The sequence below is a fragment of the Shewanella sp. MF05913 genome (assembly GCF_059758095.1).
The window spans coordinates 155516-177243 of record NZ_JCAYNT010000002.1; the positions used below are offsets into that span (position 1 = coordinate 155516).

Sequence of the window (21728 nt, forward strand, 5' to 3'; positions counted from 1 at the left end):
AATCAACCTCAGCCTTGCCCTTGTGATAAAAACTCGCGTACTATAGCCGTCTATACGTTTATATGTCCAAACACATTCTGAGTAGATAAGCATGTAAGTTAGCCCATTGATGAGCTCAATGAGGATATCGCCCTTTTAGATTGATTTAAGGGTATGCTTATCTTAATCAAGGTATCAAGCAATATAGTGATAAAAAGGTAACTGTTTATGGCGAAGTCGACTTCTCACAGTCAAACACTTGAACAACTTAACGCATTGTTAGCAGAGCGTATTGTGATTTTAGATGGTGCGATGGGCACCATGATCCAAGATTATAAGTTGGAAGAAGAAGATTATCGCGGCGAACGCTTTAAAGATTGGCATTGCGATGTTAAAGGCAACAATGACTTATTAGTGCTCAGCCAACCCGAGCTGATTAAGGCCATTCATGTCAAATACCTGCTCGGCGGTGCCGACATCATTGAAACCAATACCTTTAACGCCACCACTATCGCCATGGCCGACTATGACATGCAAGCCTTGTCGGCAGAAATTAACCTTGAAGGTGCCCGCGTTGCCCGCCAGGCTGCCGATGAAGTAGCAGCACAAACAGGCACGCCTCGTTATGTTGCTGGGGTGCTTGGCCCAACCAACCGTACCTGCTCTATTAGCCCAGATGTTAACGATCCCGGGTTTCGTAATGTCAGTTTTGATCAATTAGTCGAAGCCTATGTTGAATCAACCAGCGCCTTAGTTGAAGGTGGTGCCGACATTATTATGGTCGAAACCATTTTTGATACCTTAAATGCCAAAGCCGCATTATTTGCCATTGAAAAAGTGTTCGATCACATTGGCGAGCGCTTACCGGTGATGATCTCTGGCACCATTACTGACGCATCCGGTCGTACCCTTACCGGACAAACTACCGAAGCATTTTATAATTCACTGCGTCATATTAAGCCGTTATCGATTGGCCTTAATTGTGCCCTTGGCCCAAAAGAGCTGCGCCCCTACGTTGAAGAATTATCACGCATTGCCGAATGTTATGTGTCTGCTCACCCAAATGCGGGCTTACCTAATGAGTTTGGTGGTTATGATGAAACCCCTGAAGAAATGGCCGAAGTCATTACTCAATGGGCTGAAGCTGGCATGCTTAATATTGTCGGCGGCTGTTGTGGTAGCACACCGGCCCACATTAACGCGATTCGTGAAGCGGTACTTAGACATGATCCAAGACAGCTCCCCGACATTCCTGTCGCCTGTCGGTTATCGGGTTTAGAGCCGTTAACAATTGATCACAACTCATTATTTGTTAACGTCGGCGAACGTGCCAACGTAACAGGCTCGGCAAAATTTTTACGCTTAATCAAAGAAGAAAAATTTGAAGAGGCACTCGATGTGGTGCGTGAGCAAGTTGAAAACGGCGCACAGATTATCGACGTCAACATGGACGAAGGCATGCTCGACGGCGCCGCGTCGATGACCAAGTTTTTAAATCTCATTGCCTCAGAACCAGACATCTCACGCGTACCTATCATGATCGACTCATCAAAATGGGAAGTGATTGAAGCGGGTCTTAAATGCGTGCAAGGCAAGTCGATTGTTAACTCAATTTCGATGAAAGAAGGTGAAGAAGCCTTTATTAAACAAGCCACATTAGTAAAACGTTATGGCGCTGCGGCCATTGTGATGGCGTTTGATGAGCAAGGCCAGGCCGATACTCGTGCCCGTAAAACCGAAATTTGTACCCGTGCATATCGCATTTTGGTTGATGTGGTTGGCTTTGCCCCAGAAGACATTATTTTCGACCCGAACATTTTTGCTATCGCGACAGGCATTGATGAGCACGACAACTATGCTGTCGACTTTATTGAATCAATCAAAGACATTAAATCGACGTTGCCACACGCCATGATTTCGGGTGGTGTGTCTAACGTATCGTTCTCGTTCCGCGGCAATAACCCAGTGCGAGAAGCCATTCACGCAGTGTTTTTATACCATGCGATTCAAGCGGGTATGGACATGGGGATTGTAAACGCAGGTCAATTAGCGATTTATGATGACATTGACCCAGAGCTTAAGCTTAGAGTCGAAAACGTGGTACAAAACTTACCTTGCCCAGTGGCCGATTCAAGCAACACTGAACAACTGTTAGACATTGCCGAAAAATATCGCGGCGATGGCTCACAAGTGGCTAAAAAAGAAGACCTAGCATGGCGCAGCTGGCCAGTATCGAAACGTTTATCGCATGCTTTAGTTAAAGGTATCACTGAGTTTATCGATGAAGACACCGAAGCTGCTCGTCTTGAAGCCACCCGCCCACTTGATGTGATTGAAGGTCCATTAATGGATGGCATGAACGTGGTAGGTGACTTATTTGGCGCCGGCAAAATGTTTTTACCCCAAGTGGTTAAATCGGCTCGTGTAATGAAAAAAGCAGTCGCCTATTTAAACCCGTATATCGAACTTGAAAAAGTAGAAGGTCAATCTAACGGTAAAATTTTGATGGTTACCGTAAAAGGCGATGTGCACGACATCGGGAAAAACATTGTTGGCGTTGTGCTGGCGTGTAATGGCTTCGAAGTATTCGATTTAGGCGTGATGGTGTCGGTTGAGAAAATCCTCGATGCCGTGAAAGAACATAACATCGACATTATCGGTATGTCAGGGCTTATCACCCCAAGCCTAGACGAAATGGTACACAACGTTAAAACCTTCCACCGTGAAGGCTTAACCATACCAGCCATTATTGGCGGTGCTACTTGCTCTAAAATTCATACAGCAGTAAAAATTGCCCCACACTATCCACATGGTGCGATATACATTGCCGATGCATCACGCGCTGTGCCAGTCGTGTCGAAGCTCATTAATAACAACACTCGCCAAGCTACCATTGATGAAACCTATGCAGAATACGACATCATGCGTGAAAAACGCCTGTCGCAAACCAAGCGTAAAACCATCGTATCAATTGAAGCGGCACGTGAAAATCGTTGCCAACATGACTGGGAAAACTACACCCCATTCACCCCTAATGTATTAGGCCGTCAAGTATTCGACGACTATCCATTAGAAGACTTAGTGGAGCGTATCGACTGGACACCGTTCTTTAGAAGCTGGGAGCTGCACGGACATTACCCAGAAATTTTAAAAGATAAAGTTGTGGGCGAAGAAGCGGTTAAATTATTTGCTGATGGCCAAGCGATGCTGAAACAAATTATCAGCGAAAAATGGCTTACCGCTAAAGCTGTTATCGGTTTATTCCCAGCCAATACGGTGAATCATGACGACATTGAACTGTATACCGATGAATCGCGCACCACATTAGAAATGACCACTCACCACCTGCGTATGCAACTTGAACGCGTCGGTAATGACAACTTCTGTTTATCTGACTTTGTTGCACCAAAAGACAGTGGCGTGGCCGACTATATGGGCGGTTTTGCGGTGACAACAGGACACGGTATTGATGAACATGTAGCCCGATTTGAGGCCAACCACGATGACTATAACGCCATTATGCTCAAATGCTTAGCCGACCGTTTAGCCGAAGCCTTTGCCGAACGCATGCACGAACGGGTTCGTAAAGAGTTTTGGGGCTACGCCGCAGATGAGGTGTTAGATAACGAAGCGTTAATTCGTGAACGTTATAAAGGTATTCGCCCAGCGCCAGGTTATCCAGCTTGCCCAGACCACACAGAAAAAGGCTTGCTGTGGGACTTGCTCAAACCCGATGAAACTATCGATTTGAACATTACCGAAAGCTTTGCCATGTACCCTACCGCTGCGGTTTCTGGCTGGTACTTTGCCCATCCAAAATCACGCTATTTTGGCGTGACCAACATAGGTAAAGATCAGGTTGAAGATTACGCTAAGCGTAAAGGCATGAGCCTGGCAGAGGCTGAAAAGTGGTTATCACCGATATTGGACTATGATCCAGAGTAAAGCGTGATTCTGAATAAAGTGTGACCCTGAATAGAGAATGATCCAGAGTAAAGAGTGATTCTGAGTATACTCTAGTTCGCATATCATCTTGATGATGCATTTAACGTGTCATCAAGATGATTTATCTGCGACTGCAATTTTCAGCCTTAATATAGGCAAGCTTTAGCTTTCCCGTTAGAAAGAATCACCCATTACAGATCACAAATTGCTATTTACAAATAACAAAGCTTATTGATACACATTACCATTGTGCTTCAACCAACCGCCTTGGTGCTTTCCGCGTGGATCGTGGTGAGTCCAATGGATAACGCCGCCTTTATTATTAAACTCATACACACCGTAAAATTCTACGGTATCGCCAACATTTAGGCCGTCTATACGTGATGCTAAATCGATATTATGAGCAACCAGCAAGGTCGTTCCACTGGCTATTTTTAAAATAAACCGTTGATGACGACTGCCTTTTAGATCATCGGCGAGCATTTTTGTTACCTCACCAGACCCCGCAACTTGAACATTACTTTGTCGATTATCAATGGCATTTTGTAAGGCACTGTTACTGGCACTATCACTGGCAACGATATCAGCCGCGAAAACGTTTTGTACTATTTGGGTGGTTTGAACGTTTTTGTCTAAATAGCCAAATAACGCGATGCCGAGTAAGCCAATGAGCAGTATTTTTTTCATGAGAATCAGATCCTTTTGAACAATAATTACAATGAAGCGAATTAAAAACGCGAGGTATAGTCGCGTTTTTTATTCTCTAAATTCGGGCCTGATACTGAAATTTTTAATGTCAAAAAGCTATTTCAGCGACTCTAGCCATTGGTTAAACGACGATGCAGGCATGGCACCAGATTGTTGGGCAATCACTTTACCTTGTTTAAATACCATTAACGTTGGGATCGAGCGGATATTAAACTGCGCAGCTAAAGCTTGTTGCTCTTCTGTGTTGAGTTTACCAAAACGAAATTTGGGTTCCCAGGTTTTAGCGGCTTGAGTAAACACAGGCGCAAAGCTTTTACACGGGCCGCACCAACTGGCCCAAAAGTCGACGACTAATGGCAATTCAGACTTATTAGCATGGTGGGCAAAGTTCGTCGTGGTTAACTCTATCGGTTCACCAATAAAGACAGGCTTTTTACATTTCCCACAAGTGGGTTGTTGTTCAAGACGTTCTTCAGGAACTCGATTTAAGGTATCGCAGTGTGGGCAAGCTATTATCATGTTTAGACCTCATCAACTTCATTATTGAGACGATTAAATCATAAACCTAGTTGGTGTGTTAATCGAATTATCGATGTTTGTTTTATTACACCAAACTTATGGCCCTAGACTTATGACACAAGATTGATAAGCACAAACGCTTTCGGATCATAAATGCCTTTTGATCCAAACAATATGTGAACAGCCACGGCTTGCTCACAATAGATGACCTAATCGTGAACGTGACAAATGATGCTTACAATAAATAGCCCGATATTATTTTTGAGATTTCCAGCATTGAAGACTTACCTGTGAACTCAAATTTCACTTTACCGATAGCGGAGAAATAGATTTCTAATTCTGAATCTAAATCGAAAGTGCCTGATGTTTCGATTGAATAAGCGACAATATTTTTATAAGGCAAAGATGTAAAATCTTTTTTGCTGCCTGTAATGCCTTGAACATTTACCGCAATAATTCGCTTATTGGTAAAAACAACGCCATCACGCATCGTTTTATACGAATCGACAATTTGTTCATCATCTAGCAGCAAATCCTTAACCTTTTCAGCAAAATCAGGGTTTTGCTTAAGCTTAAAAAAGCCTTTATTATTAAAATCGATCATAAAACATCCTTGTTATATAAAACATTATCCGCAATGATTATTGTCTTCTCAACACACAAATCTAAGCAGGCAACCAGAGAACTTGCACTTAATACCATTAACACCCAGAAGTCACAGAAGTGATCTCAGGTTCGCCAGCACTCTTCCAGTGGTACTGGAAATAACAATTGGTTGCGATGACTTGTGCAGATGTCGGCTTTGCAATATCCAGTGCCAACTTTGGTGCAGCAGCAACGGCATAACTGCCACTTGACGTATAAATGAGATACGCCCAGTCGTTCATGTCTAAGCCTGCCGCCTTAAAAATTTCAGACGAGGTGGTGTATCCAGCATTAAACCCAATGCCGCTGGCATTAGCCGCTGCTGCCCAGGGTTGATAATTACTGCCTTTTACCCCAGAAAACTCAACCGTATCAGTCATTGCGCTACCGGAGGTTAATGTTTTGGTTTTGAATAAGGTTACCGCGGTTTTAATCGATCCTACCGCCCCATTTATCGCGGCAATGTGTGCATCAGTTTTTAAATTAATAAATTTGGGTGCCGCTACTACGGCCAAAATACCTAAAATAATGATCACCACGACCAACTCAATCAAGGTAAAGCCTGTTGGGTGTGAGGTGTTTGATTTGTTCATACTGCGAAACCTTAACTTGTTATAAATAGCCCAATTAGCGCTTCATAAAACACGGGTATTAATAGAATAAATATTTTAACTCAAAATTTACTCACAATTACATGGGATTGAAATAAATTTATCAAATGAGACTTAGCGTAGTGACGTTGATTAAGACTAATACCAATAACAGTAATTACTGGCTATGATTGTGGTGTACTGCTGCTTTACAGACACTGGCTGCAGCACTGGCTGCAACAATGAATACCTAATATTGCCAAACATTGCCAAACAAACAAAACGAATATTTTATGAGCACTAGGCTTTTTGGGTCTTCAAATCTATTGTCTCTTTTTTCACTTTAGTCTCAACATATGCCTGATAACGGCCGGGCTTATGATTAATGGCAATGAGCACATTTAGCATCGCAGCGCCCATTACCGACAAGAACACCACCTCGACAGGAAACATCAGCAAGGAAGAACTCAAAATAATGGTGTCGACTAATAAGCCAAAATTACCGGCTCGGATTGAATATTTGTTCTGTAAATACAACGCCAAAATACCTAAACCACCTAAGCTCGATTTATGCCGAAACATAATCAACATACCCACTCCAATCAACATTCCGCCAACCGATGCGGCAAATACGGGATGGACATTATCGATATGAATAAGCATCGGCATGTAATCTGTCATCACTGAAATGATGGATACTGAAATGAAGGTATTAATGGTGAAACGCTTAGAGAGTTTGGTCCATGCAATGTAGTAAAAAGGCACATTGACTAAAAAGAATAACACCCCAAAACTTAACGATGATAGGTGCATACCAATAATGGCAATACCAGCAGTCCCACCGGTAATCAGTTGATTACTGTTATAGAGGGTTACACCTAAAGACACCATGACACCTGCACAAAACAAAGCCAATATGTCTTCGTAAAATCGGTGTGTTGGGAATTGCATGAGTTGTCTATCCTTACTGTTAGAGATAATTATTCATGCTGCAAACACAATGCGTTACGCCAAAAGCTTAAAGTAGCAACATATTAAGGGCGCGCAGTGTAGCGAATCGAAGTCGATTTATCAGGTCGGGCCAGAAGAGAAATATTGTGAAGAACACCCCGATTGTACACATTTGTTTACGATCAACATATATACTGTAAATTTAATGATACTAGGTATATTATTGATAATGAGCTCAATATTGAAAATATTCACTCGCACATGCCTCCTCGAACGGTAAACATGTGAGCTTATAGATCAATTAAAGCTCCAAGCAATAAACACGCATGCTAGATATGCATTACACCGTGAGCTGCCACATATCAAAAGCCTCTTGGCAAAGTTGCTCTCTAAATTTTGGATGGGCAATGTCAATAAGCGCTCGGGCTCGCTCGCGCAACGATTTGCCGCGTAGATAAGCGGTTCCATACTCTGTGACGATATAGTGTACATGCGCACGAGTGGTCACTACGCCCGCCCCTGGCGATAATACTGTAGCAATTCGCGACACAGTACCATTAGCTGCAGTACTTGGCAGCGCAATAACAGAACGCCCACCTTCTGACAGCCCAGCTCCGCGAATAAAGTCCATTTGCCCGCCCACGCCTGAGTATATTTTAGTCCCTAAAGAGTCAGCACAAACCTGACCCGATATATCAACTTGTAACGCCGAGTTAATCGACATGACATTAGGGTTTTTACGAATGATTGCGGTGTCATTCACCTGCTCGATGTCCATAAAAATCACCGAAGGATTATCATCGACAAAATCGTAAAGTCGTTGACTACCCAGCGCAAAACCAGTGACCGTTTTTCCTGGATGCACTTTTTTACGACTGTTATTGATTACGCCTAATTCAACTAAATTCAGCACGCCATCTGAAAAGAGCTCAGTATGAACGCCCAAATCTTTATGCGCTGTTAAGCACGACAATACCGCATCAGGAATAGCGCCTATGCCCATTTGTAAGCAATCACCGTCGCGAACCAAGGTGGCAACGTGCTGACCGATGGCCTGGCTGGTTTTATCACTTGAATCGATTAAATGTTGCGGCAATGGCTGGCTTTGCTCAAATACAGCAGCGAGCTTGTTGTAGTGAATAAATCCATCGCCGTGGGTGCGAGGCATCATGGGATTAATGTGAGCAATAATTTTACCCGCCACCTGGCAAGCCGCCAGTGTAGCTTCAACCGAAATACCTAATGAGCAAATACCGTGTTTGTCTGGCGGAGAGACTTGAATAATAGCCGTGTCGATTTTTTGCTCACCTGAACGAAATAACTTAGGTACTTCCGACAAGAAAATTGGCACATAATCGGCATTACCTTGTTGTAACAACGACCGCGTGGGTGTGCCAGCAAAGTAACAACGATGGCGTAGATGCCCCTGTAAACTGGGATCACTTAGCGACTCAGCACCTTCGGTATGCAACTGCAATAATGTTAACCCCTGCTTTGTTAATGCATGTTGGGCTAACGCGTTTAATAATAATGTTGGAGTTGCCCCCATGGAATGAGTCCACAAGGTTTCGCCACTTTCAATTAAGGAGACGGCTTCTAATGCACTACTACAAATAATTGGTTTCATTAATATTACTCTAGGTAATTAAGCTATTTGTAGTGTAAGCGGTTAATTCCCCCTTTAATAGTGTTGGTAGTGGTAACGTTGAGCTAGCACAAAATAGTTGAGTAATTGAGACATGCAAAGAGGTAATTGATGATACTAACAACCTAAAAATACGGCTATTTCAAGCACGTTTAGCTCATAGATTTAGTTTATAGACTTAGCTTCTCCGCCTAGATCATAAATTAAGCTAATGACGTTTTATTTTACCAAAACTTCACTAGGTAACCGTGTAATCAACGAGGAAAAGTCGTTAAAAGAATCCAAAAATAACAATGTGATAATCCTTAAATAGCACCATGTGTATAAACATCGAAAAATAACTTAGGCTTTACTATTGAATATTAATCATCAACTTAGCGTTTAACAACCTCATTACCTCCGCTACTATGGCGACAACAATAAAACAAAAAAACAACCATACCCTTACAATTTGAATAATTAATTACAATTTAAGTAAACTCTTAATTAATTATTTAAATTGCCGACGTTTATTATTTTCATATTCACTGAATGTAAAAATACAATCTTATATCGTGATAATTATACACAATAAACATAACACCAAGCACTTCGGTATAGACTTGATTAAGCTGAATAAAATTATGCATTACAGATTAAAAAAACGATTGCCTATCTGTGTAAGCTCATTATTATGCGGCACTGTTTTATGACGTGATTAATCATTTAATCACTTCGTTAGGAGATTAAATCATCAATAAGTTGCATTTTTATACTTAATTATTAGCGACAATAAAACACCAACAACAATCAAGAATATGCATTGTTATATCGATATGTTACCGTTTTAGATTGCTAATTTAGATTCAACGCAATCTACATAATACAATCTATCAATAGGCCAAAATCGGACGGCGACGAACATAATGACGTCTGATTTATTCTTATGAAAAACAGAGGTGAGATATGGATATACCTAATGCGTCGCGCCGGAGCTTTATAAAACAATGTGTCATTGGTGGGGTCGCTGTATATTCAGCGCCTTTATTGTGGGAAATGAGTCGCGCTAATGCGTCGATCATTTCGCCTGAACTGGCAGCACAATGGCAAACACAGGCTAAAGGCCAATCTAAACCTAAATTTCGCAACGACGGTATCGCTAAAGTCACTGGTCAAAAAGTCTATGGCCGAGATTACCGTGCAATGGACATGGCTGGCTGGCCAAAACAGCAAGGTTACGCCTTTATTTTACGCGCTGCCGATGCATCGCATATTTATCAAGGATTTTCCCTTGAACACCTTCCCGCTTCAGCTAAACCATATAAAGTCATTACCGCGGCAGATCTTGCCCGCGATAAGGTAAAACTACCTGAGTTTTACGGCGACAATATGTTGTTGCCTGAAGGGCAAACTGCCGCTTATCTGGGCCACGCCGTAGCCATATTATTATTCGATAACTTCCATGCGTTTAAACAAGCAAAGTCATTATTACAATTTGATAATGCGCTACTACGTTATGGTGAGAAAACCCCTTTTGTATCTGACACTAAAGACCCTTATGCCAGCTGGCGTCTTATTCGGGTTGAAGGTGAGAATGGTGATCGCGAAGATGTTTATAGCCCGCTGCACGATGGATTGTTTTTCCCTAACATTAAGAACCATCAACCAGAATGGTCTGGCGATCCGAGTGCCAAAGGTACTGTGTCAGAACGCGGTCTTTTTTATGCAGGCGAAATAGAAAAACAAATTGAAAGTGCAAAAGAAAGCCAACAATGGCAAGTATTAGAGCGCGAGTATCGCACTCAAATTATCGACCCGATGATGATGGAACCTGAAGCCTTTAATGGCTGGTTTGATGCCAGTAGCCAAACGTTCCATACGGTTATTACCTCGCAATCTCCACAAGATTTTCAAGAGATGGCCGTGCACATGCTGTCGTCTGGTCCATTAGCAGAAAAAGTTAAAAACCTCGTGGTGCATTCGCCTTATATCGGCGGCGGTTTTGGCGCTAAAGATCATTCAATATTCCCGTATTATGGCGTGCTAGCCACTATTTATGCTAACGGTCCCGTACGTTTAGCTAACGACCGCTTTGAGCAATTTCAATCAGGTCTTAAGCGTCATCCCTTCATTATGAAGAGTCGTTTAGCGGTAGATAAAGCCACCTTAAAAATTCAAGCGTTAACCTCACAGATTACTGTTGATGGTGGTGGCCGCGTTAACTTCAGTCCGTCAGTCACCTCCGTTGGCGCAACGGCAATGCAAAGTATTTACTACACGCCGCGCAACGATATTATTGCCACCTCTTACGCGTCGCGTAATCCAGATGCGGGCTCAATGCGCGGTTACGGTACATTGCAGTCGATGACCGCTATGGAAGGCATGATCCACGAGATAGCCGCTGAGTTAAATGTTGATCCTTTTAAGTTACGCGCGGCTAACGTGATGGAGTCAGGACAGCGTAATACTCAAGGTGCTATCCCTAATGGCACCCTACGCTACCGTGAAATGCTCGACATGGCTGAACAAGCCCCTGTATGGCAAAACCGAGCTGCTGCAAAGGCTAATTATGAAGCTAAAAATCCAGGCATGCGTTACGGCGTAGGCTTTGGTATGGCGACCAAAGATTATGGTACTGGTGCTGCTGCACCAAGTGCGGCAATTAGATTAGCCAAAGACGGTAAAATAACCTTAGAAATTGGCTTTATCGAAATGGGGACTGGCACGCAAACGTCTCAAGCGGTTGTGGTTAGTGAGTCATTAGGTAATTTTGCCCACGAAGTAAAACTGGCTGAAATTGATATTTGGGATGCAATGCAATTGGTGCAAACCGATAATCCATACATTATTTCCCAGCAACGCCAAGATGAAATGGCCGCCAACCCACGCTGGACACCCGTGAAAGCCATGGCATCATCAGCATCTATGTCGGCGTATTATCAAAGCCATGTCACTCGTATTGCCGCCGATATTATTTATCGTCACGGACTTTGGCCTGCTGCAGTGTCGATTTGGAACGAGTTGTATTTCAACACACCAATGGGCGCAACCAATCTCAATGATTCTCGTGATGGTCGTTGGACTGATGGCAAGCTAACTGCCATGGGCTTCCCACCGCTTTCAATCGACATTCTCGCCAAGCGTGCTCACGATTTAGGTTTAGTGGTTGGCGTAATGGGCCATGCCTTTAACCGTTGGGCTTGGGCTGAAGCTGATTTTGAAATTTTCGGCACCAAAGAGCGCATTGCTCTAGATGCATTAGCGCTGCAATACGGCGAAGGTGATAAGTATCATGGTAGCGCTGCTCGTAAAGCCCGCATGAGCTCAAACGGCTATCACTTAATCGATCGTCAAGCCATGAGCTACCCAAAGGCTGAGCTTAATAATGCCATGGTGACTTACTATGCTCCGTGTGCAACCTTAGTTGAAATTGCCGTAAATGAAGGTAATGGCGAAGTCAGCTTGCTCAGTTCTCACACGTGGTTAGAAGCCGGTAAAGTGATTGTGAATGAGTTTGTTGAAGGCCAAATACAAGGCGGTCTTGCGATGGGAATTGGCCATGCTCTGCATGAAGAGTTACCCCCATTTGAAGCTGGTGCCGGTAATGGAACCTGGAATATCAACCGCTATAAGGTGCCGCTAGCACGACACGTTGGGGTTTGGAGCCAACAACATACTATTTTACCGCAGTTGTCTGAAACGGATCCGAGCCGCGGCATTGCCGAGGTGGTCATGATACCTGTAGTTTCTGCGCTAGTTGAAGCTGTTTATCAAGCTACCGCAGTGCGTTTTTACGAATTACCTATGACAGCGAAAAAAATCAAGGAGGCCATGGCATGAGCCAGTCAATTAAGTTAACTATTAACAACCAAGCTATTGGCCCGATTGACGTCGGCGATGGCACCATGATGATTGAATTTTTGCATGAGTATTTAAACCTCACTGGCACTAAGTTTGGTTGCGGTGCTGGGGTGTGTCATGCCTGTACTGTCATCGTAGATGACGAACAAGGCATGAGCGAAGTCGTTCGTACTTGCATCAACGGTGTTGAGCGTTTCAATGGTAAACGTATCCGTACGGTAGAAGGCCATGCTAAGCAAAACGCTCAAGGCGAAATCACTGCACTAAGCCCTGTACAGCAAACCTTTTTGGAACATTTCTCGTTTCAATGTGGTTGGTGCACCTCGGGTTTTGTCAATGAATCGACCGCATTAATTGAACGACTAGAGCGTAAACCTATTGCCAAAGATCAAGTAGAACGCGTGATTGAAGAAGCCTTAGGCGAACATGTTTGCCGCTGTACTGGTTATGTAAAATATTATGCTGGGATGAAAGATTTGATCCTCAAGACAAAGGGGTTAACCCTGTCATGAAGCCATTATACCGAAACTATTTAGCCCGCCAGATAATGGTACGTAAGTTAAGCCTGAATGTATTGCTCAGCTTAAGCCTTGGTTTGTTTGCCAGTGCTTGTAGCGCGGCGGATGACAGTGGCAACAAGCATGACGATATCGAACGTGGTGCTTATTTGATGAAGATTGGCGACTGTGTGGCCTGCCATACTGCCGTAGGCGGGCGAGAGTTAACCGGTGGACTACCATTTGAAACCCCGTTTGGGGCGGTATATTCAACCAATATCACCTCAGATAAAGACACCGGAATTGGCAAATACAGTTATGACGAGTTTTTTGATGCTATGCATCATGGCGTCGGCGTTAACGGTAATTTGTACCCAGCTATGCCCTACACCTCTTACAGTCTGCTAACGGATGAAGATACCAAAGCGATATATGCTTATTTGATGAGTACTAAACCCATTAAGCAAGCCAATCTCGATAATGATGTCTCTTTTCCTTTTAACGTGCGTTTTGGCCTGAAGGCGTGGAACTTAATTGCCCATGATGCTGAAGAGTTTACGCCGAAAGAAGACAAAAGTGAGCCGTGGAACCGAGGTAATTACTTAGTCAATGCGCTAGGCCATTGCGGTGAATGCCATACTCCTCGAGATAGCTTATTTGCCATGGAACAAGACAAACACTTCCAAGGCGCTGTTATCGAAGGTTTAGAGGCATCAGATATTACTCCCGCTGAGCTTAACCGACAAAACTGGACTCATGATGATTTAAAGTCTTTGTTTACTGAAGGTTATTCTCGCAAAGGTACAGTCTTCGGCGGCATGTATCCTGTGGTATACCACAGCTTTAGCCACTTAACCGATGCTGACATGCACGCGGTAAGCAGTTATCTGCTTGATACTGACGAAACCGTTGCAGCTAAAGCGCTGACCTTTAATGGCCACCAGCGTGAATTACCCGGATACAACCTATACATGGGTTATTGCGCTGGTTGTCATAGTCAAAATGGTGAAGGTCGACCTAATGTTGCTCCAGCAATGGCGGGGAACGCCACATTAGATAAGGCTAGCCCACACAATGTTGTCGCGGTCATGCTTAAAGGCATAAAAAGCCAACACTACAACACCACCACCAGCTTTTATGCCATGCCAGGTTATGCCGAGACGTTGTCTGATGAACAACTTAAAGACTTAACCAATTATCTGCGTGTCACCTGGAGCACTCAGCCAGGCGATGTCGATATAAATACAATTAATGATTTAAAAGAAGCGATATTCGAACATGATTAAGCGTTTAAATCATATGTTTTGAATGATGTGTAAAATCTGTGTTTAAGCAAAAGCCGACCCTTGGTCGGCTTTTTCGTTTCGCTAACGATTAATGGCAAAACTAACACCATAACAAGGTTTACCCAACGACGTTACAACACATCGTTAAGGTCTTGTATTGCATCAATCACCATGCCCGTACCGATGCTAATCAACAGCAAATCAGTACCCACACGGACAATCTTTTGTCCTTCTGGCGTACGACCTAGCTGAACAGTAAGCGCAGATGGTACATCGTAGTAAACAACATCAGCAGGCAATGAGTAACCTTTTCGCCATTGTTTAGCACTGCCCGGTGGTTGACAGCCATTATTCTTTTTGGCTAATCCTGGTGGGCAATGCTTAGCATCACGGGTGGTATTATAGTAATTAATAATAATCACCTGGCGATCATTACTAAAATAAGTCTGATAAGTTTCTTCATGCTTTTTATCATGCTTTTTTCCATGTTTATCAGATTTATGTTTACCGCTATTACCCTGCGAGTCGTTGTCTTTAGCGAAGCTGTCACCTGAAGAGCACATCAATAAGGTGCTGATAATGATCAATGGGATGATGTGACGATTCATAAAATGGATTCCTTTGCGATTCAATAGGCGTTGGCTACAATAATTAACCAGCAATAAGCCTTACCGTTAAAAAAACCAAATACTATTAATGATACGGTTGATATGGGTGCAAAGGTAGTCTTATACCTCGCGATTGTCGACTCTAGGTTACATTATTGATTATTAATGTTCGCGTATAATGGTTACTTTTGTTTCAATGCCAATTGTGAAAACAAAATCCCATCCCAACCGTGTTGCATAAACTGACGGATATTTTGATGATCGTTGCCTTCTGGCGTGGCAACCACATCACGATAGTGCTGGCCAAATAATGTTAATGTTTGCTGCGGGGTTAATTGCTGGATTTGCCCGAAAGCAAACACCTTACAAGAACCAGAATTCTGCTCAGCATCATTTAATTGGTCGCCATTTTTAAACGCGCTTGGGGTAAAATCGAAATGTGCATCAATCAATGCCATAGTCTCTTCAAAACGCAGATCATCTGCTCGATCATCTAACGATGTTATAAATTCATTCACTTGTTTTACAGACATAAACGTTACCCTACTTCATCAACATAATGGGCAAAACAATAACAAAATAGCGGCCGTTTCTATAGTGAAAAAACTGAATATATAAACCGACATTATTAAATTCGCAAAAGCTTATGTAGCGAACGTTGAGATCACTTGATTCGCGATACTGTTAATGGGAAATTAACTGACGAATTAAATATCACGGCCTTAAACACAATATATTATTCCCGTTTCATTGCGGCAAAATCTGGCCGTGGTAACGTTTCCAACATGCTGTATAAATAAATCACCACCAACGACAATATGGCGCCAATGATAAACAACCAATAGCCACCAAGATGATCCAGTATGATCCCACCGCCCAATGGTGCAATCGCAAAGCCCACTTCATAAAATGACGACGCCCCAAAATAAGCCCCGCGTAAATGTTTAGGAGCAAGGCGATCGATATGTACATTCATGGTGGGGAATAAAATGGTTTCCGCTAGGCTCATAACCACAATGGCACCAATCCAACCCCAAAATAAATCTATCGGGTTATAAGCGAGCCAAACTTGTGAAGCCATCAGCAACACTAACCCAAACTGAATACGATGAATTAAACTGTAACTCGCCATTAAACGCAGTAATAAAAATTGGGTCGACACAATCACTAACGCATTGGTAAAAATCATCGCTGAGATGAGCTGCAATAAGTCTGGAGCGTTAGCACGGGTAAGATATTGGATAAGCGAACTGTCCATTTGAGCATAAATGAACATGCATAAAATATTGGCAAAAATAAGGCATTGCAAAAGCTTATCTTGCAATAAAATCGCGACGACTTGTTGGCGACTCACATGTGCAGGTTTACGTTTAACGGCTGCGACAGGGTCGCCCATGGCAGGAATAAGTTCATCTGGCACTTGCTCAATAGTGCCATTAACACCTTGTGTAGCCTGGTGTGCAAACCCCCAATATAACAACAATATCAATACCGCAAATGCTGCGGCTGTAATGTAAAAACTCGATTGTTGTCCCGTTAAACCTAACCATACACCTAACATAGGGCCGACTGCGCAGCCAACATTAACAATAAAGTACAATGACTGCATTGCTAACTCACGTGTCTGTGGGTCGTCAATAATATCGCCGATGGTGGCAGAGGTAAGCGGTCGCCATAATGAGGTGGCAATAGAACACAGCGTCATCACAATGGCATAGCCGGAAACAGAGTCAACTTCGGCCAAGAGTGAAAATGAAATAATGTACAAAATGCCGGTAAGGTACATGAGTTTTTGACGACCAATTCGATCTGATAGTGCACTACCAATAAAGCTAGTGAACACGGCAATAAATGCAGCACAAGACAATACCAGGCCAACTTCGGTTGCGCTTAAGGCAAATTTTTCATACAAAATGACCGCCAAAAATGGCCACACCATGAAATAACTTCCGCGGGTGATAAACGAACCAAACAACAAAATCCACATTAATCGGGGAAATTGCTTAAACCGCGCTATAGAGATATCGCTGTGCACTTTTTATCCTTAAAGAGTGACGCTGAAATAGATTATGACAGGCAAAATTGATTGGGTTTTGTAAAACCGCTTAATGCTTTAATCGTATCGAAGTTAATGACATTGAGCCACCATTAAAATGCGCCAGACTAGGCGCATTGACTCGGCACATTAACTCGGCACATGGGCAACGACACTAAATAACCTAATGTCAGAATAATAAAGAGTGAACTTACAGATGCCCTACTTTGACCAAAATCACCGTTTCTTGCTCCACATACGGATTATGCTGACTTAAATGCGGGCTGCGGATCCAGGTACCGGCAGGATAACGCCCCAGCTCATCGATAAACTCTCCGCTAATGACATAGATTTCTTCGCCGCCAAAATGACGATGCGGTTGAAAATGTGCGCCAGCGGGCCACTTCACTAATGCAGTCGATTCTGTACCATGTTGGTGTAACGGCATAACTTGCAACTGACCCTGTCCCTGCAACCACGGAGTTTCATTGGTATTAATAGCCACTTTTTGTGAATCTGTAGGTTGAAACTGATGCAGCTTAACCAACAACGTACAACCTTCAACACTAAACGGCGCATGGACAAAGCCTTCAGGATTGCGTAAATAGGTGCCAGCCGGATAATCGCCGGTTTCGTCAGAAAACACTCCATCAAGCACTAAAATCTCTTCACCTAAGGGATGCGGGTGTGAGTTAAATTTAGCGCCTGCTTCATATTTAACAATGCTGGTTGCATGGCCACGCTCAGCCTCTTCGCGTGCAAGGCGCTTACGCACAACACCCACAGCGGGGCTATTTTGCCATTCAAGATCAGCAGTATTAATCACCACTCGCTGGCTAAAATCCATGTTCAACATATTGATACCTCACAACCTATTAATGACAATAGTGTAAGGCTTTCGCTATCGATAAAAAAGTAGGTACTTTTTGGTACCTACTGCTCGTTTATAAACCCACATCGAAAGCGTATCAATAAAAAAGCCCATTCATTGTCAATAAATGGGCTTTAATGAAGAGTCACTTTTAACAATTAAATACTGTTATGTTGAATCGCTTGGCGTTGTTTTTTATAGGCTTTAGCCGACGCTGGGATGGGTGTTGTCCGCCCCGTTTCTAGCCAGTTCTTTAATCGGTTAGCATCTGCCATATGGGTATATTTACCAAATGAGTCCAGTACCACAAATGCGACTTTGCGCTTATTCATTTCGGTTAACATCACCAAGCAGTGCCCTGCCTTATTGGTAAAACCGGTTTTGGTTAAGGCAATATTCCAGTTATTTTTAAACACCAGTTTATTGGTATTTTGAAAATCTAACGCGTAGCGCGGCGATTCAAAGTTAACGTGCTTTTTAGTGGTCGAACTTAGTTTGCCTAACAGCGGGTATGTTTGACTTTCTTTAAGTAATAAAATCAAATCGTTCGCACTTGATACGTTATCTGGCGACAAACCTGTAGGTTCTACATAATGGGTTTGGCTCATGCCTAACGCGGTTGCTTTATCATTCATGGCACGCACAAACGCCTTAAATCCGCCAGGATAGTGGTGCGCAAGTGATGTCGCCGCACGGTTTTCAGACGACATCAACGTTAATAACAGCATAGTTTCACGAGTCACCACACTGCCTAAACGTACCCGCGAATAAATATTGCGCATGACTGGCGAGTCGGTAATGTTCACTGATATTTTTTCATCTAGTGGGAGTTTGGCATCCAATGTCACCATTGCGGCCATTAATTTCGTTACCGAGGCGATTGGAACAGGTTGATGAGGGTTGCTGGCATACAGCACTTCGTTGGTGGCTAAATCGACCAGCATCGCACTACCCGATGCTAATTCTTGTTGAGGTTTGTTTTGCACAGCCTGAGCTGCAAAAGATACCGCGCTATTTAGCGAAGTAGCACATAATAAGGTGCAGGCAAAAAGGAAACGAAGCTTCATCACTCTCACTTGAAAAATTAGACTCTCTATTTTTCTGAGTATACGATAAAGGTTTAGTCCGACAATAGATAAATACTACTTTCGAGTAGGTTTTTAGCCATTAATTAACGTAGATCAAGTGTTCAAATTTAGTCTCGACTAATATTCGCACAATTTAGACGGTGTGCGTGGTTAAGTTAAGACTCTTTCGCAAACAGGTTTATAAGAGTCGTGAGTCAAATACCGCTTTTGTTAGCTTCATGTTAAGATAAAATAAATCGTTAAAAACAAAGTAAAAAAGAGAGTGTAAATGGACATTAACTTGCGTTTTTTGAGCCGCTGGACTCAATGGGTCAATACCTTTTTTGCACCTAAAGCCACCCTTAAAACTGAGTCTGATGATGCACAAAAAGGACTTATCTCACTCAAAACCATCGCAAACCAATATCAACCGCGAACAGGTGAAGAACCCGTTAATGAAAATATGTCTTCACCGTTCATCTGCACTGCAGAAGATTTTATTGCTCGCGAATCGCAAATAAAACAAATCACAGACGTGATTAATTTATGGCGTAACCATCATGGTGAAATAAGCGCTATTGTGGCCCCCGCTGGCGCGGGGCTGTCAGCCTTTTTAGGCCAAATTCCCTCGTTATTAACAAACATCAATACACAACAGCAAGACGCCTCTACATCTACAGTCAAACCGTTACCCGAAAAAGGGGTAATAATGAGCTTTTACACTGCCCCGCTGAGTGCCCGCGACGCGATTGCAAATGTATGCTACTGCTTTGACATGCAACCACCCGCTGCAATGACGGATACCAGTATTACGGACATCATCATTGCGATAAACAAACTACCAGCACAATTAATTGTTATCGACGATTTGCACAAGTTGATGTTAAGAATGATGGGCAATGCGCAGGCGCTAGTGACCTTTGCCACGATAGTAATGGAAACCCGCAAGCATCATTGCTGGATATTGGGCTGTGAAAAGTTCGCTTGGCAACGATTAAATGCTCAATATGAAATTACTCACTTTATTAAGCATGTCATTACATTCGACTATTTCAATGCAAAAGAACTCGCCAGCATACAGACCAAACAACTGGTCGATTTAGGCCTAATGAGCGACGACTATTTAAGCCAAGAAACCGGCAACACAGAAAGTCATCGCGGCCAAAAATCATCTGAAGCAACGCACAACAAAAGTGACAATGATGATGCCGTCAATCCATACGAAGACCAATTAAAGCAATTGCATATTATCAGTCAAGGTCACCCGAAACTCGCCATATTATTGTTACAGTATTCGTTGACTCATCAAGCCGATATTGCTCAAAGCAGCGGCAGTGAAAAATCTGACAATAGCACCAAGCATAACAGCAGTACAGGCAGTGATAACAACTCAAAACAATGTACTGATATCTGTAAAATTAACGCATCCGCTTTGCCATCATGCCAAGACAGTGACTTGTTTTCATTAGCTGAAATTTATGTCCACGGTGGATTGCGAGTCGCACAACATGCACACATTTTTGCTCAAACAATTGAACAAAGCAGCTTACAGTTGGCTTATTTAGCACGCCAAGGACTGATCATTGCACAATATTCGCAGCGAGATTTTGCTCAACACTTTTATTTTATCACTCCGGCATTATCAAAAATTATCGCCAGCCACTTGGTCAATAACAATAAGCTGTTTCATTAAACGAGGCGAACATGGACGATTCACGCAAAGCATTACAAGCATTTTTAGAGATCATTTCATTTGATCGCATAGTCAGTATTTTACTGCTGTGTTTGATCGCGTGGTTATTGTTAATCTCTATCGAGTTTTTATTAAAGCAGTTAAATAAAGCGCTGCCTAAATACCGCTTAATTTGGAATAGGTCATACCCGTTTGTGCGTTTATTCGTGTGGCTGTCTGTCATTATTTACTCGATTGTTGGCATTATTGACCCGCACGAAAACCTCATTCTTGCCGTCGTTGGTTCTATCAGTATTGTGATCGGTTTAGCGACACAAGAGCCGGCAAAAAATATGATTGCAGGGTTTATTATTATGATAAACCCGCCCTATCGTGTTGGCGATATGGTCACATTGTCAGGCCATTATGGTGAAGTGATAAAGCTTGAATGGAGTGTGACCTGGCTGCGCACATTTGACGACAATACCGTCATGATACCTAATGCAGAAGCCTTAAAAACAGCAGTGTCTAATGCCAACAGTGGTGCATTAGATGAAATGGTCGTGGTTAAGTTTACCTTGCCTATGCATGTCGACCATAAAAAAGCCATTGCCCTCGCCCGCGAAGCCACGCAGTGCTCACCTTATACGTTTTTAAATAAGCCCATTATTGTCAATTTAGGTAACGAATATGACTTAGGCGATTTTTTACAAACCATTACAGTAAAAGCTTACGTGATGGACGTACGCCTAGAGAAAAAGTTTATGAGCGACATTAATATCAGGGTATTAAGTGCGTTTAAAAATGCCCATTTTTATGATGAACAGCAAACGCCGACACCTTAATTTGCGCTATAATCGCGCCAATTAG

The 21728-nt window shown here is 42.8% G+C and carries 17 protein-coding genes; 6 read left to right on the forward strand and 11 right to left on the reverse strand.

Going from position 1 to position 21728, the window contains the following annotated elements; genetic code table 11:
* The first annotated feature begins 207 nt into the window (after positions 1 to 207).
* Positions 208 to 3924, forward strand: a complete 3717-nt coding sequence (gene metH / locus AC19MV_RS04120) for a methionine synthase (RefSeq protein WP_498305889.1) — start codon at positions 208 to 210, stop codon at positions 3922 to 3924.
* Between the two features lie 228 nt (positions 3925 to 4152).
* Here metH and AC19MV_RS04125 read toward each other — a convergent pair whose 3' ends face one another.
* The 6 genes from AC19MV_RS04125 to AC19MV_RS04150 all read right to left on the reverse strand — a co-directional run bounded on the left by AC19MV_RS04125 (position 4153) and on the right by AC19MV_RS04150 (position 8964).
* Positions 4153 to 4611, reverse strand: coding sequence for a DUF3465 domain-containing protein (locus AC19MV_RS04125; protein ID WP_432399116.1), 459 nt, complete (start codon positions 4609 to 4611; stop codon positions 4153 to 4155).
* Between the two features lie 117 nt (positions 4612 to 4728).
* A complete protein-coding gene (gene trxC / locus AC19MV_RS04130) occupies positions 4729 to 5151 on the reverse strand; it encodes a thioredoxin TrxC (protein WP_124729954.1) in 423 nt (140 codons plus the stop codon).
* Between the two features lie 235 nt (positions 5152 to 5386).
* Positions 5387 to 5755 carry a PH domain-containing protein gene (locus AC19MV_RS04135; RefSeq protein ID WP_498305890.1) on the reverse strand — a complete coding sequence of 123 codons (369 nt, stop codon included), beginning with the start codon at positions 5753 to 5755 and terminating at the stop codon, positions 5387 to 5389.
* Positions 5756 to 5852: 97 nt separating this feature from the next.
* Positions 5853 to 6389, reverse strand: a complete 537-nt coding sequence (locus tag AC19MV_RS04140; protein WP_498305891.1) for a type IV pilin protein — start codon at positions 6387 to 6389, stop codon at positions 5853 to 5855.
* A 297-nt stretch (positions 6390 to 6686) separates the two neighbouring features.
* Positions 6687 to 7337 carry a YitT family protein gene (locus AC19MV_RS04145; RefSeq protein ID WP_498305892.1) on the reverse strand — a complete coding sequence of 217 codons (651 nt, stop codon included), beginning with the start codon at positions 7335 to 7337 and terminating at the stop codon, positions 6687 to 6689.
* 340 nt (positions 7338 to 7677) lie between these two features.
* Positions 7678 to 8964 carry an acetyl-CoA hydrolase/transferase family protein gene (locus tag AC19MV_RS04150; RefSeq protein WP_498305893.1) on the reverse strand — a complete coding sequence of 429 codons (1287 nt, stop codon included), beginning with the start codon at positions 8962 to 8964 and terminating at the stop codon, positions 7678 to 7680.
* Positions 8965 to 9927: 963 nt separating this feature from the next.
* Here AC19MV_RS04150 and AC19MV_RS04155 point away from each other — a divergent pair.
* From AC19MV_RS04155 to AC19MV_RS04165, 3 genes are read left to right on the forward strand one after another with little or no spacing between them, the layout of a single operon-like run.
* Positions 9928 to 12801 (forward strand): xanthine dehydrogenase family protein molybdopterin-binding subunit, encoded by a 2874-nt coding sequence (locus tag AC19MV_RS04155; protein WP_498305894.1) that lies wholly within the window; start codon positions 9928 to 9930, stop codon positions 12799 to 12801.
* On the forward strand, positions 12798 to 13334 hold the full coding sequence (locus AC19MV_RS04160) for a (2Fe-2S)-binding protein (RefSeq protein ID WP_498305895.1): 537 nt from the start codon (positions 12798 to 12800) through the stop codon (positions 13332 to 13334). The genes AC19MV_RS04155 and AC19MV_RS04160 overlap by 4 nt, the downstream gene beginning before the upstream one ends.
* Positions 13331 to 14605: a cytochrome c gene (locus tag AC19MV_RS04165; RefSeq protein ID WP_498305896.1), complete on the forward strand. Its 1275-nt coding sequence runs from the start codon at positions 13331 to 13333 to the stop codon at positions 14603 to 14605. The genes AC19MV_RS04160 and AC19MV_RS04165 overlap by 4 nt, the downstream gene beginning before the upstream one ends.
* Before the next feature lie 131 nt (positions 14606 to 14736).
* Here the strand turns inward: AC19MV_RS04165 and AC19MV_RS04170 are convergent, their stop codons facing one another.
* The 5 genes from AC19MV_RS04170 to pbpG form a co-directional block, all read right to left on the reverse strand.
* Positions 14737 to 15213, reverse strand: a complete 477-nt coding sequence (locus AC19MV_RS04170) for a hypothetical protein (protein ID WP_498305897.1) — start codon at positions 15211 to 15213, stop codon at positions 14737 to 14739.
* Between the two features lie 182 nt (positions 15214 to 15395).
* Positions 15396 to 15746: a HopJ type III effector protein gene (locus AC19MV_RS04175; protein ID WP_498305898.1), complete on the reverse strand. Its 351-nt coding sequence runs from the start codon at positions 15744 to 15746 to the stop codon at positions 15396 to 15398.
* Positions 15747 to 15949: 203 nt separating this feature from the next.
* Entirely contained in the window at positions 15950 to 17248 is a 1299-nt protein-coding gene (locus AC19MV_RS04180) for an MDR family MFS transporter (RefSeq protein WP_498305899.1), read from the reverse strand.
* A gap of 211 nt (positions 17249 to 17459) precedes the next feature.
* Positions 17460 to 18104 carry a cupin domain-containing protein gene (locus AC19MV_RS04185; RefSeq protein WP_498305900.1) on the reverse strand — a complete coding sequence of 215 codons (645 nt, stop codon included), beginning with the start codon at positions 18102 to 18104 and terminating at the stop codon, positions 17460 to 17462.
* Between the two features lie 173 nt (positions 18105 to 18277).
* Positions 18278 to 19186, reverse strand: coding sequence for a D-alanyl-D-alanine endopeptidase (gene pbpG / locus AC19MV_RS04190; RefSeq protein WP_432399128.1), 909 nt, complete (start codon positions 19184 to 19186; stop codon positions 18278 to 18280).
* 289 nt (positions 19187 to 19475) lie between these two features.
* Here pbpG and AC19MV_RS04195 point away from each other — a divergent pair, with 289 nt between their 5' ends.
* Positions 19476 to 20879, forward strand: a complete 1404-nt coding sequence (locus AC19MV_RS04195) for a hypothetical protein (protein ID WP_498305901.1) — start codon at positions 19476 to 19478, stop codon at positions 20877 to 20879.
* 11 nt (positions 20880 to 20890) lie between these two features.
* Positions 20891 to 21703, forward strand: a complete 813-nt coding sequence (locus AC19MV_RS04200) for a mechanosensitive ion channel family protein (RefSeq protein WP_432399131.1) — start codon at positions 20891 to 20893, stop codon at positions 21701 to 21703.
* Positions 21704 to 21728: the final 25 nt, after the last annotated feature.